Raw genomic sequence first — 14397 nt, 5'->3', positions numbered from 1 at the left:
CCATGGTGTGCGCGTGGCTCAGCCCGCCTCACTTTCCCCACAGGCCACGGTCTTCCCGGCGGGGGACTCCGGCCGGCCCGTGTACGGCTCGGCGTTGAGCGCGGCGGTGGCGGCGACACCGGCCAGGCACAGCCCCGCCCAGGCGACGAAGATCCCCCGGCGATTCATGCGTCGAAAGTCGTCAGCAGGTCGTGGACCTCGCGTAAGGCGGCTATGGCTTCTGAAGACATGCGCACAGCATGCAGTAACCGGACGAAGGAGCCGTCCCGGGCCGGGACGGCTCCTTCATGCGCGGCCCCGAAGGCTACTGCTGGGGCGGCGGCTGCTGGGGCGGGGGTGGCGGGGGCGGTTGCTGCGGAGGCGGCGGGGGCTGGGGTTGCTGCTGCTGGTTCTGCTGGTTCGGGTCCGTCGGCTGCTGCGGCGGGGGCTGCTGTTGCGGTGGGGGCTGCTGTCCCGGGTCGGACGGCGGCTGGGACGGCGGCTGCTGCTGAGCCGGGTCGGACGGCGGCTGGTTGGGCGGCGGCGGGGGCTGCTGCTGGGCCGGGTCCGACGGCTGCTGCCCGGGATCCGTGGGCTGCTGGCCCGGATCCGTGGGCTGCTGGCCCGGATCCGTGGGCTGCTGGGACTGATCCGTCGGCTGGGACGGCTCCGCCGATGTGGTCTCGGACGGTCGGATGGTCTCCAGGCCCAGCGGCGAATGACGCTTGATGCTCTTCGGCGCCTCCGCCAGGTTCGGGGCGTTCTGCTCGCCCGGCATCGCCAGGTACTTCGGGTAGTGGGCCGGGGAGATCACCGCGTCCCGCGCCTTCTTGCCCTTGGCGTCACCGATCACCCGCCGGAACAGCTCCGACTTCCCGATCGTCACCACGGTGATCTTCTTGACCGCGTCCGGGGCGGGGCGGATGACGGTGACCGCGTTCCGGGAGAAGCCGGACCACTCGGGGCCGGTGAACGTCGGCTCGGCGTTCTTCTTCGGCGCCGCCGCCCTGATGGGGTTGCCGGAGGCGCACTTCACGACCGGCATGCCCCGCTTGTCGACGAGCACCGCGGTGCCCGCCTGGAGCACGGTGGCCGCGGGTTTCACCCGGCCCTGGTAGCCGTACGTCCTGGCGTAGGTGTCCGACCGCAGGACGACGCCGGAGAGCCGGTGGACGTAGGCCCGTATGCGCTCCGGCCGGATGTGCTGGACCCGGGCCCAGGCGGCGGCCTTCTTCGGGGTCGCCTTGAGGTCACGGATCAGCTCCTGCCGGTCACAGGGCTTCCGGCCCGGGACCCCGGAGTAGAGCCCGGGGGTGTCGCCCTGGAAGGCCCGGCCCCCGTTGGAGGGCGAGACCACATGTCTGCGGTCGTGGCCGACGGCCTGGGTGAACGCCGGTACCGAGGTCTTCCCGACCGGTTCACGGCGGTATTCCACCGCCGCGGCCCGACCGGAGGGGGTGACCGTCCCCAGGACCGCCACGGCGGACACGACGGCGACGGATCCGGCGGCAAGTCCTGATCGGCGCGAGGTGAGATGCCATGAGATCGAGCGCATGTCCGTTTCCCTTCCGTCGTCCCCATCCTGCGCTCGCCCCGCACACCGCCGCGTCCCCCGAAAACCCGGGATCCGCCCCCACCTTCGGGGGACGTGACCGGCACCCCCATCCGCGGGACCCGGCGGTACGCAGAACCGCCCCCGGTCCGGTGGCCCGGACCGGGGGCGGCCGCTGCCCCTCGCGGTTCTGTGGAGAGGACTCTCCGAACATCGCGGATAAATCCCTCGTATCTAGACTAAACGCAAAACCCTATCCGCGCTCCGGGAGGGAGAAGGCGATGACCGGCCCTGTCGTCGCGGGCGTCGACGGCTCAGAACGCAGCCTGGTGGCGGCCGAGTGGGCCGCGCGGGAGGCGCTGCGCCGCGGGGTGGGGCTGCTGCTGGCGCACGCGTGTCCCCCGCTGCCGCGCAGGGTCTCCCCGGTGCCCGGGGTGGACGCCTGGCAGCACGTGGGCGAGCAGATGCTGCGACGGACGGCCGACGAGTTCATGACCCGCCACCCCGGCCTCGGCGTCGAGGGGGTGCACGCCGACGCCGAACCCGAGCAGGCCCTGCTCGCGGCCGCGGCGGACGCCGCACTGCTGGTCGTCGGGGCGCGCGGCTGGGGCGGTTTCGACGGCCTCGCGGTCGGCTCGGTGGCGCTGCACGTGGCGGCCACCGCGGACTGCCCCGTCGTGACGGTGCCCGACCCGGCGGCGCGGGCGCCGGACGCGGACGAGGTCGTGGTCGGTTTCACCGCGCACGCCCCGGCGGACGAGACGATCGGCTTCGCCTTCCGCGCCGCCCGGGAGCGGAACGCCCTGCTGCGGGTCGTACACGCCTGGGAGCTGCCCCCAGCAGCGCCCTCCGCCTGGATGCTGACCGTGCTGGAGGAGGACCGCGGCCTGTGGGAGGACCAGGAGAGCCAGGTGGTCTCCGACGCCCTGCGGGTGTGGCGGGAGGAGTACCCGCAGGTCGCGGTGGTGCCGGATGTGGTGCTCCTGGGCCCGGCGCAGGCGCTGGTACGGGCGTCGGAGCGGGCCCGGCTGCTGGTCGTCGGACGCCGCACGAGCCCACGGGTGGCCGAGCGCCGCCTCGGCCCGGTCGCGCACGCGGTGCTGCACCATGCGCACTGCCCGGTGGTCGTCGTACCGCACCCCGCCTGACCACGGACCTACGCCCTCACCCCCGTCAGCCCCTCTCGGCCCAGCTCCCGTCAGTCCAGCCCCTCGTCAGCCCGTCTCAGCCCATGCCGGCCCAGCCCCCCGTCGCCCCTCTCCGATTGGTCACATCTCCCCCCTCAGCCGAAGAACACGCCGAACTCGGCGTAGAGCGCGGGGTCGACGGTCCTGATCCCGGACGCGGCCTCGGCGAGCGGTACGCGCACGATGTCCGTACCGCGCAGCGCGACCATGACGCCGAACTCCCGATCCTTCATCGCGTCGACCGCGCCCAGCCCGAAGCGGGTGGCCAGCCAGCGGTCGAACGCGCTGGGCGTACCGCCGCGCTGTATGTGCCCGAGCACGGTGGTGCGGGCCTCCTTGCCGGTGCGGTCGGCTATCTCCCGGGCCAGCCACTCCCCGACGCCGGACAGCCGCACATGGCCGAACTCGTCCAGCGCCGAGTCCTTGACCACCATCTGACCCTCCTTCGGCACGGCCCCCTCCGCCACCACCACGATCGGGGCGTACCTGATCTTGAAGCGGTCCTCCACCCAGCCGCAGACCTGGTCGACGTCGAAGGGCTGCTCGGGTATGAGGATGACGTTGGCGCCGCCCGCGATGCCCGAGTACAGGGCGATCCAGCCCGCGTGGCGGCCCATCACCTCGACGACCAGGGTGCGGGTGTGGGACTCGGCGGTGGTGTGCAGCCGGTCGATGGCCTCGGTGGCGATGTTGACCGCGGTGTCGAAGCCGAAGGTGCTGTCGGTGCCCGCGACGTCGTTGTCGATGGTCTTGGGCACGCCGACCACGCGGATCCCCTCGTCCGCGAGGGCCGCGGCGACCCCGAGCGTGTCCTCGCCGCCGATGGCGATCAGCGCGTCCACGTCATAGTCGGCGAGCGTCTCCCGGACCCGGTGCACCCCGTCCTCGCTCGCCAGCGGGTTGGTGCGGGACGAGCCGAGGATGGTCCCGCCGCGGGGCAGGATGCCGCGCACGGCCGGCACGTCCAGCGGCACGATCCCGCCGTCGATGGCGCCGCGCCAGCCGTCCCGCACGCCGACGAAGTCGAAGCCGTGCACCTCGACGCCCTTGCGGACGATGCCGCGGATCGCCGCGTTCAGCCCAGGGCAGTCGCCACCGCCTGTCAGCACACCCACCCGCATCTCCGCCTCCCTCCACGGCCTTCGATGCCCCGCCCCTCTCCAGAGTCCACCCATCGTCGCCCGGGCGCCCACTCCACGGAGTCCGCACCTGTGGATCACCTGCCAGATGATCGGACTGATAAGACTGATCCTTGTGCGGTGTGGATAGACTCCGCCGCGATTACCTCAGGGGACACGGCGGGAGAGGCAGTACGAGATGGCCCAGGCGAAGAAAATCGCGCTTTACATGCTGATCGTCTTCGTGCTGTACACGATCATCCAGACCCCGGCACGAGCGGCCGATCTCGTCCAGGTGGGGTTCGAGGGCATATCGGAGGCCGCGAAGAGCGTCGGGGAGTTCATGAGCGAACTGGTCAACTGACCGAGGCCGGGACACCCGCCCGGGATCAGCACCCGGGTGATCACCGGCTCCGCCTTCCGAGTACTGGCGGAAGCACCTGTCCCAGCATGGGGCAATTTCGCCACCAACACGTAGTAAAGCGGTGCTTGCACACAGTGCACATGTCTTGTGATGCTATGACCGCTTTGCCGGGTGAGTACATCGTGAAGGGGTGGCGTGACCGTGTCGGCCCGTACCGCGCCCAGAACCCCGCCCCGAGGCGATGGCGGCAGAGGTGACGGCGGCAGCGAGAGCGGCAGAAGCCGCGGGGCTGACGCCAGAGCCCTCACCCAGGTGCTCTTCGCCGAACTGTCCGGCCTCACCGCCGGCACCCCCGAGCACAACCGGGTGCGCGATGCGCTGATCGAGGCCAATCTGCCGCTGGTCCGCTACGCCGCCGCCCGCTTCCGCAGCCGCAACGAGCCCATGGAGGACGTGATCCAGGTCGGCACGATCGGCCTGATCAACGCGATCGACCGGTTCGACCCGGGGCGCGGCGTCCAGTTCCCCACCTTCGCGATGCCGACCGTCGTCGGCGAGATCAAGCGCTACTTCCGCGACAACGTCCGCACCGTGCACGTACCGCGCCGGCTGCACGAGCTGTGGGTGCAGGTCAACGGCGCGACCGAGGACCTGACCGTGCTGCACGGCCGCTCACCCACCACCGCCGAGATCGCCGAGCGGCTGGGCCTGGGCGAGGACGAGGTGCTGGCCTGCATCGAGGCCGGGCGTTCGTACCACGCCACCTCGCTGGAGGCCGCCCAGGAGGGCGACGGGCTGCCGGGGCTCGTCGACCGGCTCGGCTACGAGGACCCGGCGCTCGCCGGAGTCGAGCACCGCGACTTGGTGCGCCACCTCCTCGTACAGCTGCCCGAGCGCGAGCAGCGTATTCTTTTGCTCCGTTACTACAGCAATCTGACTCAATCTCAGATCAGCGCCGAACTGGGTGTCTCACAGATGCATGTGTCCCGGCTGCTGTCCCGCAGCTTCGCCAGGCTGAGATCCGCAAATCGGATCGAACCGTCATCGTGACGAGGGACCCCCACCCCGCCCCTTCGGCGCTGTAATGTCGACATGGCGCTACAGCGTGTTGCCGACATGTGACATTCTGCTGGAGTCGCGTTTGCCGCGGCCCGACCTCCGGTATTCAGGGGGAGGCTGCGTTTGAACGCGGAGAGCGCAACTGGGATCCGTCCGCGACCTCAAGGGGGTGGCATGTCCGTAGAACTGGGCAGCTCGAAGGTGCTCACCAACGACGCACCGCACGTGCTTGACGACTGCGACGCCATCGACACCCGCACCCTCTCCCGCTCCCTGTTCCTGCGGCTTGCCGCACTCGACCGGGACAGCGAGGAAGCAGGCTATGTACGTGACACGCTCATCGAGCTGAACCTTCCGCTGGTGCGCTACGCGGCGGCCCGGTTCCGCAGCCGCAACGAGCCGATGGAGGACATCGTCCAGGTCGGCACGATCGGCCTGATCAAGGCCATCGACCGTTTCGACTGCGAACGCGGCGTGGAGTTCCCGACCTTCGCGATGCCGACCGTCGTCGGCGAGATCAAGCGCTTCTTCCGCGACACCAGCTGGTCGGTGCGCGTCCCGCGGCGGCTTCAGGAGCTGCGACTGGCGCTCACGAAGGCCAGCGACGAGCTGGCCCAGACCCTCGACCGCTCCCCGACCGTCACCGAGCTGGCCACGGCGCTCGGCGTCTCCGAGGAGGACGTGGTCGACGGGCTCGCGGTGGGCAACGCCTACACCGCGTCCTCGCTGGACTCCCCCTCCCCGGAGGACGAGGGCGGCGAGGGCTCGCTGGCCGACCGGCTCGGGTACGAGGACAGCGCCCTGGAGGGTGTGGAGTACCGCGAGTCGCTGAAGCCGCTCCTCGCCAAACTGCCCCCGCGCGAGCGCCAGATCATCATGCTCCGCTTCTTCGCCAACATGACGCAGTCCCAGATCGGCGAGGAGGTCGGGATCTCCCAGATGCACGTCTCCCGGCTGCTCACCCGGACCCTGGCCCAGCTGCGCGAGGGACTCATCGCGGACTGACCCTGTACTCCTGACGGGTCGTCAGCCACACTGGCCCGATGCGACCCGCAGGGATGCGCAAGGGCCGGACAACGGGCCGCCGAGGCACGGCGATAGCCTCCTCGGCGGCCGCGCTGTGCCTGGGCGCACTGCTCAGCGGCTGCGCCGGAGGCGGCGAGGGCCATGTCGCGACCGGGGCGGCCGGGCCCGGCGACGGGCGGGCCCCGACGAAGGCCGTCCCCCCGGACGGCGGCGTCGACCTGGTGCCGCTGGACCAGGACGACGACCCCGGCGCGCGCGGCCGTACGGACGGCAAGGGCGGACCAGGCGGGAGCCCGGGGACGGCCGGTACGGACGAGGCGAGCGGCGCGTCCCCCACTACCGGGCCCACCACCGGATCGGGTGCGGAGACCGGCACGCCCGCGCCCTCGGCGTCATCACGGCCCCAGGCCACCGGCTCACCGGATGCCGACGACCCGGGCGGCGGCAGCGACCCCGGCGGCGGGCGTACGAACGGCGAGCCCGTCCCCTCGTCCCCGCCAGGCACCACGTCACCCTCGCCCTCCGCGCCCGGCAAACCCGCCGCCCTGAAGGTCGGCGACCCCGAGCGCACGGCGACCGACGAGCGCTGGTGCGAGAAAGTGAGCGTCGAGTTCCGCAACACCGGTGGACTGCCCGTCGTATCGGGCACGGTGACGCTGTCGACGCACGTCATCGACGCGCTCGGCCTCGACTGGGCGACGCTGGAGTCGAAGAGGAAGCTGCCCGCGCCGATCGGCGCGGGTCAGAAGCGCACACGGAGCTGGAAGGTGTGTGTGGACGCCTGGCGGGTTCCGCTGGGCATGCACATCGAGACCCGGGACGTCTCCGTCGACTGGAAGCCGTGGAAGCCCCCGAAGCCCCGGGAGTCCGGGACACCAGAGGTGTCGTGAGTACCTGACGGGCCCCGAAGGACCCGATGCCTGACGGCCCCTGACGGGCCGGATGGATCAGCCCAGCGCCAGCCAGGCCACCGCCGCGACGATGACGATCGCGGCGACCACGCCGACGATCACGCCGACCCGCGAGCCGCCGCTCGCGGTGGCGGCCGTCTGCGGCTGCCGTCCGCCCTCGTCGACGAACGCGCGGAACATCTGGGTGGAGCCGGACTGATCCTGGTTGCCGTTGGGGCTCTGGGGGTTGTTCGCCATGGGCCCAGACCCTAGCGAACGAGCGGATTCCCGCCCACCCCTGGGTCACTCCAGGCACCTCACATCTCAGTGGCCCCATTTGACCGATAAGAGGACAAGCCTTTAAGGGGAATTTACCGCCCCAACCCACCCTGTCATTTGCCTGTAGCAACTAACTTCTTCTATGGTTGCCTAAAGCAACCTAAAGTCAGGGAGGTGCGATGGCAGCGCAGAGTCAGTACGAAGAGCTGGCCCGTCAGCTCAGCGCCATCGGCACCGTCAAGCGCGGCCTGGGCCGCGTCCTCCCGGCCGACTGCCCGGCCGGTTCGGCCGTCGTCCTCATGCTCCTCGACCGCTACGGCGAGATGCGCATGAGCAAACTCGCCGAACTGCTCGGCATCGACATGTCGGTCACCAGTCGCCATGTGGCCCATGTCGCCGATCGCGGCTGGGTGGACCGCAAGCCCGATCCGCTCGACCGGCGCTCGCGGCTGCTCAGCATCAACGCGAGCGGGTTGCAGCTGCTCAGTCAGGTATCCGAGCGCTACACGGAGGCACTCGCATGCTGTCTGAGCGACTGGTCGGACGACGACGTCGGCCGCCTCAATGAACTTCTCGCCCGGCTGCGGACGAGCTTCGGTGACACCCGGCACCGGCTCCTGCCGTACCCGGCCGACAGCACCACCCGTACACCTTCGCAAAGTTAAGGACATTCATGGCAACGACCACACCGGACGGCGGTGTGCGGGGACCCGCGGGGCACCCCGCCCACGCCAAGCATGGCGGAGGAGGACACCGCGGCCCCCACGGCCAGGGTGCCGAAGCCGCGGCACCGATGACCCACCGGCAGATCATGGAGGCGCTGTCCGGGCTGCTGCTCGGGATGTTCGTCGCGATCCTGTCGTCGACCATCGTCTCTGCCGCACTACCCGAGATCATCGCTGATCTCAACGGCAGCCAGTCCTCCTACACCTGGGTGGTCACCGCAACCCTGCTGGCCATGACGGCCACCACCCCGCTGTGGGGCAAGCTCTCCGATCTGTTCAGCAAGAAGCTGCTGGTCCAGATAGCCCTGGTGATCTACGTCGCGGGCTCGGTGGTCGCCGGTCTGGCGCAGAACCCCGGCATGCTGATCGCCTGCCGGGTGGTCCAGGGCATCGGCGTCGGCGGACTCTCCGCCCTCGCCCAGATCGTCATGGCCGCGATGATCTCCCCGCGCGAGCGCGGCCGCTACAGCGGCTACCTCGGCGCGACCTTCGCCGTCGCGACCGTCGGTGGACCGCTGCTGGGCGGCGTGATCACCGACACCGACTGGCTGGGCTGGCGCTGGTGCTTCTACGTGGGCGTCCCGTTCGCCGTCATCGCGCTCATCGTCCTGCAAAAGACCCTGAAGCTCCCGGTCGTCAAGCGGGACGTCAAGGTCGACTGGGGCGGCGCCTTCTTCATCAGCGCCGCGGTGTCGCTGCTGCTCATCTGGGTGACCTTCGCCGGTGACAAGTACGACTGGATCTCCTGGCAGACCTACGCGATGGTCGGCGGCTCGCTCGTGCTCGGCCTGCTCTTCATCCTGGTCGAGTCCAAGGCGAGCGAACCGATCATTCCGCTGCGGCTGTTCCGCAACAAGACGATCACCCTCGCCTCGCTGGCTTCCCTCTTCGTCGGTATCGCGATGTTCGCCGGCACCGTCTTCTTCAGCCAGTACTTCCAGCTGGCGCGCGGCAAGACGCCGACGATGTCCGGCCTCATGACCATCCCGATGATCGGCGGCCTGTTCGTCTCCTCGACCATCTCCGGTCAGATCATCACCAAGACCGGTCGCTGGAAGGCATGGCTGGTCTGCGGCGGTGCGCTGGTGACGGCGGGCCTCGGGCTGCTGGGCACCATCCGGTACGACACCCCGTACTGGCGCATGGCGATCTTCATGGCGCTCATGGGCCTCGGCATCGGCATGATGATGCAGAACCTGGTGCTGGCCACCCAGAACCAGGTGGCTCCGCAGGACCTCGGTGCGGCCAGCTCCGTCGTCACCTTCTTCCGCTCCCTGGGCGGGGCGATCGGCGTCTCGGCGCTCGGCGCCGTGCTGGCCAACCGGGTCACCCACTACGTCAAGGACGGCCTCGCCGAGCTGGGCCCCAAGGGCCAGGCGATGGGCCACGGCGGCACCGGCGGCGGGGGCATCCCCGATGTGAAGGCACTGCCGGAGCCCATGCGCACGATCATGGAGAGCGCCTATGGGCACGGCATCGGGGACGTCTTCCTGTACGCCGCCCCGGCCGCGCTGCTCGCCTTCCTGCTGACCCTCTTCATCAAGGAGGTCGCACTGCGTACCAACGCCAGCTCCGCTCCCGATTCGCAAGCGCCCGCCGCTGCCGCCGAGTCGGCGCCCCCCGCGGACGCCATGACCGGCCCCGACCGGATCGAGGAGCGGGAGCCCGCCCTGGTGGGCGCCCCGTCCGCCGATCTGTCCACGTCGGACGCCGACCGCGCGACGGCCGCCGCGGTCGCTCCGCAGCGCCTGGCGGCGTTCGCCTCGGCCGGTGACGGCGGGTCCGGGCACCAGCCCCGGCAAGGCGTGCACGGCTTCGTGCGGAACGGGGACGGCGGCGCCGTGCCGCGCGCCGCGGTGACGCTGATCTCGCTCGCCGGGCGGCAGCTCGGCCGTTCGGTGGCGCACAGCGACGGCTCGTACGCCCTGGACGCCCCGGGCTCCGGCTCGTACGTGCTGATCGCGGCCGCCGACGGCCACCAGCCGCAGGCGTCCACGGTCGTCGTCGGCGACGAGCCGCTCGGCTTCGACATCGTGCTGTCGGCCACCAGCGGGCTCGTGGGCACCGTGCGCGGCGCCGACGACGGGCAGCCGGTGGACGCGGCGATGGTCGTGGTCACCGATGTCCGCGGTGAGGTGCTGGCCACCGGCAAGACCGGTGAGCGGGGCGAGTTCAGCTTCGAGGAACTGGTCGCCGGGACCTTCACGGTCGCGGTGAACGCGCCCGGCTTCCGGCCCGCCGCGCTGCCCGTCGAGGTCGGCTCCCAGGGCCTGACCCGGCTGGAGATAGCGCTCCAGGCCGGCGCCCGGGTGCAGGGCACCGTACGGGCCGGGGCCGACCGCCGCCCGCTGCCGGACGCGCGGGTCACGCTGGTCGACGGGGCCGGGAACGTGGTCGCCACCGCCACCACCGGGGAGGACGGCGCGTACGCCTTCACCGACCTGGACGCGGGCGACTACACGGTCATCGCGAGCGGCTACCCGCCGGTCGCGGGCAACCTCACGGTCGCCGGGCACGGGATCGACGGACACGACGTCGAACTCGCCCACCCCGGCGACTGAGAACCCCGGGGCGGGGGCGTGAGCAGAGCGGAGACGCGCCCCCACCCCGGTCCGGGCGGCACACATTTCGCCGGACCCGGAACCCGGAGCCGGGCAGCGGTGTACATCAGGCAGGGGACGGCCTCACACCGCTGCCCGGTCCGGGCGCGGAAGACCAAGCAGCACGGGAGCAGGAGACGACGCAGGGCATGACGACCACTGGGGCAGGAGCAGGCGGGGGAGCGGGGCTGCGGGCCCGGATCCTCACCCGCGACGGATGGGCGGTGCAGCACGCGGTGCTGACCGTGACCGATATGACGGGCGGGCAGGTGCTGCGCGCCCAGGCCACCGAGGACGGTTCGGTGCACAGCGAGGAGCCGCTGTCGCCCGGTCCGTACACGATCATCGTCACCGCGGTGGGTTACGCACCGGTGGCGTCGACGGCGATCGTCACCGCGGCCGGGCGCGCCGATGCGGGCACGGTGGTGCTGGCCCGGCAGGGCGGGGTGGAGCTGCCGCCGCCCGGGGCGTGGACGCTGGATCCCGCGCATTCGACGGTGGGGGCCGTCGCGCAGCACCTGGGGATCTCCAGCGTGCACGGGCGGTTCACGGACTTCGGCGGGCGGATCGAGATCGCCGAGGACATCGAGAAGTCGCGGGTCGAGGCGGTGATCCAGGCGGCCAGCATCGACACCGGAAACGGGATGCGGGACGGCCACCTGAAGTCGCCCGACTTTCTGAACGTGGAGCAGTTCCCGGTCCTCACCTACCAGAGCACCCATCTGAGCGCGGCCGGGCCGGACCGGTGGACGGTCCACGGTGAGCTGTCCATGCACGGTGTGGTGCGGGACGTGGACCTGGATCTGACCTATCTGGGCACGGGCCCCGACCCCTGGGGCGGGGTGCGGGCGGCCTTCCGGGCGACGGCGGAGCTGCGCCGCGAGGACTTCGCGATGAACTACAACCAGGTGGTCGCGGCGGGCATCGCGGCGATCGGTACCACCCTGCGGGTGGAGCTGGACATACAGGCTGTGCAGGGCGAGGAGCTTCCGGCGGCGGCATGACCGCCGCGCCGCCCGCTCGCGGGCGTGGGTGCGGGTGCGGGCTAGGGGGCGTCCCGCAGGGCCTCGATACCGGCGATCGCGAAGTCCAGCGCGATGGAGAACTCCCGGTTGCGCATCTCCTCGACGGTCTGCCCGCGGCTCGCTTCCATGGTCTTGCGCGATTCGTCGAACTCCGGGCGCTCCTCGACCGAGCTCATCACCTCCTCCAGCAGCTCGTCCTGGGTCACGCCCAGCGTCCGGCAGAGGGCGGAGAAGCGGCCCTCGATGGTGCTGAAGCCATAGACGAACTGGTAGACGAGGGAGAGCGCGCTGGTGATCTTGTCGTCCGGAAGTCCGCTGGTGCGCATCACCCGCTGCGCGGCATTGGAGAAGGCCATCGAGTTCGGCCCGATGTTGAAGTACTCCCCCAGCAGCGGGGACAGCCAGGGGTGGCGCACCAGCAACTGACGGTATTCGAAGGTGAGTTGGCGCAGCTGCTCGCGCCAGTCCCGGGGCTCGGTGGGCAGGCGTTCCAGTGGCTCGGCGGACTGGGCGGCCTCCGCGGGGAGGGCCATCTCTCCCATGACGGCGTCGAGGGCGAGTTCGAGCAGATGGTCCTTGGTCTCCACGTACCAGTAGACCGACATGGCGGTGACCCCCAGATCCGCCGCCAGCCGGCGCATGGAGAAGCCCGCGAGCCCTTCGGCGTCCAGCAGCCGGACGGTCGCCGCGATGATCTTCACATGGTCGAGACCGACCGGCTGCTGATCGCTCTTGCGTTTGGGGGCCTTGCGCTCGGAGAGCCAGACGCTGGACCGCGGGCGGGTGACACGGCTGCCGGTTGCCATGGCGGCTCTCCTTCTTCGCTGCGCTGCTGCCGCGTATCAGGCGGACACGATGCGCGACGGGTCATACAGGTCCGATGCTATGCCGCGGACGGCGTCTGTGAAGATCGCTCGGCCCGACGGAGCAGCAGCGCGGCCACCACCCCACCGGCGAGCACGGCCGCAGCGCCGACCAGCTGGCTGGTCTCCACCCCGGAGGCGAAGGCGTCCCTGACGGCCGCCCGGTCCTCGGGGGTGCGGGCCGCGGCGACGGCGGCCGGGAGCGATCCGGCTCCGGCGGCGGCCGCGGGCAGCAGCGAGCCGAAGCGGGAGTTCAGCACCGCGCCCAGGACCGCGACGCCGAGCCCGTTGCCGCATTCGGTGAGGGTGCCGTTGACCCCCGCGCCCACCCCGGCCTTCTCCGGCGGGATCGCCGACATGATGGCGTTCGCCATCGCGGGCATGGCGAACGCGATACCGGCCCCCATCACCACCAGCCCCAGCAGCATCCCGCCGTAGCCGTCCGCGCCGAGGACCGCGATGAGCGCGAGGCCGAGCGCGAGCAGCCCCATGCCGGTGACGATCGTCAGCGGCGTGCCGAGCTTCGGCAGCAGCCGGGCCCCGACACCGGTGAGGTTGAGCGCCACGATCACCAGGGCGAGCGGCGCGGTGCGCAGCCCCGCGTCCAGGGCGTCGTAACCGAGCACGAACTGAAGGTGCTGGGTGAGCAGGAAGAGCGAGCCGCCCATGCCGAACGCGACGAGGATGCCGCCCGCGACGGCGCCGACGAAGGAGCGGTTACGGAAGAAGTGCATGTCCAGCATCGGATAGGGGATATGACGCTCCCACAGCGCGAACCCGGTCAGCACGGCGACGCCGACGAAGGCGGACAGCAGCACCCGGGTCGAGGTCCAGCCGTGCTCGGGCCCGGAGATGATGGCGAACACCACCCCGGTCATGCCGACCGTGGAGAGCAGCGCACCGAGCAGATCGGGGCGGTCGCCGGTCGGGTTCTTGGACTCGGGGACGAGCCAGACCACGGCGGCGAGGCCGAGCAGGGCGACCGGGAGGTTGATCAGGAAGATCGAACCCCACCAGAAGTGCTCCAGCAGACCGCCGCCGATGAGCGGTCCCGCGGCGAAGCCGAGCGAGCTGACCGCGCCCCACACGCCGATCGCCTTGGTCCGCTCGGTGTCGTCGAAGATCTGCACCACGACGGCGAGCGTCGTGGTCATGAGCAGCGCGCCCCCCACGCCCATCCCGGCGCGGGCGGCGATGAGCTGCCCGGCCCCCTGCGCCATCGACGCGACCAGCGAGCCAACCCCGAACAGGGCGAGCCCCGCGACCAGCATCTTCTTGCGGCCGTAGCGGTCGGCGGCGCTGCCCGCGCCGAGCAGCAGTCCGGACTGGACCAGCGAGTAGGCGTTGATCATCCACTGGATGTCGGCGGTGGTCGCGTCCATTTCCCGGGCGAGGGAGGGGACCGCCACGTTGAGGATCGTGTTGTCCAGCAGCACGGTGAGCTGGGCGAGGCAGATCACCGCGAGGATCAGCCAGCGCTGGGGATGGCCACCGGAGGCGGTGCCGGGCGGGGCGGCCGGTCCGGTATCGGCGGTCGAGGCCGTCATGGGGACTCCAGGGAGACGTTTGTACGGTGTATGGCTACGTGTTTGGCTTACACCGTACAAGTGCCACTGTACGCCGTACAGCGAATTGCCGCGTCCGCGCCCGGGCCTCCATACGGGTACGGGCCGGTGCCCTACGGATTCACGTCCGCCATGGCGCAGGCGGCCGTGCACCCCGGCACCTTC

14 protein-coding genes are annotated in these 14397 nt (G+C 71.0%); 8 read left to right on the top strand and 6 right to left on the bottom strand.

Translation table 11 applies throughout. The features are described from left to right. Positions 1–18 precede the first annotated feature (18 nt). Together SSOG_RS52500 and SSOG_RS54885 are read right to left on the bottom strand one after the other, a co-directional pair. Positions 19–168, bottom strand: coding sequence for a hypothetical protein (locus tag SSOG_RS52500; RefSeq protein WP_154685971.1), 150 nt, complete (start codon positions 166–168; stop codon positions 19–21). A gap of 136 nt (positions 169–304) precedes the next feature. Beyond that, positions 305–1534: a DUF6777 domain-containing protein gene (locus SSOG_RS54885; protein WP_009716634.1), complete on the bottom strand. Its 1230-nt coding sequence runs from the start codon at positions 1532–1534 to the stop codon at positions 305–307. 278 nt (positions 1535–1812) lie between these two features. On the opposite strand from SSOG_RS54885, the gene SSOG_RS22970 reads away from it, so the two are divergent. Further along, a complete protein-coding gene (locus SSOG_RS22970; RefSeq protein ID WP_039938436.1) occupies positions 1813–2679 on the top strand; it encodes a universal stress protein in 867 nt (288 codons plus the stop codon). Positions 2680–2813: 134 nt separating this feature from the next. On the opposite strand, the gene SSOG_RS22965 is transcribed toward SSOG_RS22970, so the two are convergent. Then, positions 2814–3839, bottom strand: a complete 1026-nt coding sequence (locus SSOG_RS22965) for a 6-phosphofructokinase (RefSeq protein ID WP_009716633.1) — start codon at positions 3837–3839, stop codon at positions 2814–2816. A gap of 226 nt (positions 3840–4065) precedes the next feature. On the opposite strand from SSOG_RS22965, the gene SSOG_RS57525 reads away from it, so the two are divergent. The 4 genes from SSOG_RS57525 to SSOG_RS22950 all read left to right on the top strand — a co-directional run bounded on the left by SSOG_RS57525 (position 4066) and on the right by SSOG_RS22950 (position 7175). Next, complete coding sequence (locus SSOG_RS57525; protein WP_281048219.1) at positions 4066–4200, top strand: hypothetical protein; 135 nt, start codon at positions 4066–4068, stop codon at positions 4198–4200. A 195-nt stretch (positions 4201–4395) separates the two neighbouring features. Further along, on the top strand, positions 4396–5250 hold the full coding sequence (locus SSOG_RS22960) for an RNA polymerase sigma factor SigF (RefSeq protein ID WP_009716631.1): 855 nt from the start codon (positions 4396–4398) through the stop codon (positions 5248–5250). Between the two features lie 183 nt (positions 5251–5433). After that, positions 5434–6264 (top strand): RNA polymerase sigma factor SigF, encoded by an 831-nt coding sequence (locus tag SSOG_RS22955; protein ID WP_039938434.1) that lies wholly within the window; start codon positions 5434–5436, stop codon positions 6262–6264. 38 nt (positions 6265–6302) lie between these two features. Further along, on the top strand, positions 6303–7175 hold the full coding sequence (locus tag SSOG_RS22950) for a hypothetical protein (protein WP_009716629.1): 873 nt from the start codon (positions 6303–6305) through the stop codon (positions 7173–7175). Between the two features lie 57 nt (positions 7176–7232). Here the strand turns inward: SSOG_RS22950 and SSOG_RS22945 are convergent, their stop codons facing one another. After that, positions 7233–7433, bottom strand: a complete 201-nt coding sequence (locus SSOG_RS22945) for a hypothetical protein (protein WP_009716628.1) — start codon at positions 7431–7433, stop codon at positions 7233–7235. Between the two features lie 200 nt (positions 7434–7633). On the opposite strand from SSOG_RS22945, the gene SSOG_RS22940 reads away from it, so the two are divergent. From SSOG_RS22940 to SSOG_RS22930, 3 genes are all read left to right on the top strand, one after another. Beyond that, the gene (locus tag SSOG_RS22940; protein ID WP_009716627.1) at positions 7634–8119 is read left to right on the top strand and encodes a MarR family winged helix-turn-helix transcriptional regulator; all 486 of its coding nucleotides are present in this window, start codon (positions 7634–7636) and stop codon (positions 8117–8119) included. A gap of 128 nt (positions 8120–8247) precedes the next feature. Then, on the top strand, positions 8248–10740 hold the full coding sequence (locus SSOG_RS22935) for an MFS transporter (protein ID WP_483754816.1): 2493 nt from the start codon (positions 8248–8250) through the stop codon (positions 10738–10740). Between the two features lie 188 nt (positions 10741–10928). Then, positions 10929–11783: a YceI family protein gene (locus SSOG_RS22930; RefSeq protein WP_050799929.1), complete on the top strand. Its 855-nt coding sequence runs from the start codon at positions 10929–10931 to the stop codon at positions 11781–11783. A gap of 41 nt (positions 11784–11824) precedes the next feature. Here SSOG_RS22930 and SSOG_RS22925 read toward each other — a convergent pair whose 3' ends face one another. Next, on the bottom strand, positions 11825–12610 hold the full coding sequence (locus SSOG_RS22925; protein ID WP_009716624.1) for a TetR/AcrR family transcriptional regulator: 786 nt from the start codon (positions 12608–12610) through the stop codon (positions 11825–11827). Positions 12611–12687: 77 nt separating this feature from the next. Continuing rightward, positions 12688–14214 (bottom strand): MFS transporter, encoded by a 1527-nt coding sequence (locus SSOG_RS22920; protein WP_009716623.1) that lies wholly within the window; start codon positions 14212–14214, stop codon positions 12688–12690. Between the last annotated feature and the right edge of the window lie 183 nt (positions 14215–14397).

It is taken from the genome of Streptomyces himastatinicus ATCC 53653 (assembly GCF_000158915.1).
In the GTDB taxonomy this organism is placed as follows: Bacteria; Actinomycetota; Actinomycetes; order Streptomycetales; family Streptomycetaceae; genus Streptomyces; species Streptomyces himastatinicus.
This window is presented reverse-complemented; position numbering and strand designations above follow the sequence as displayed.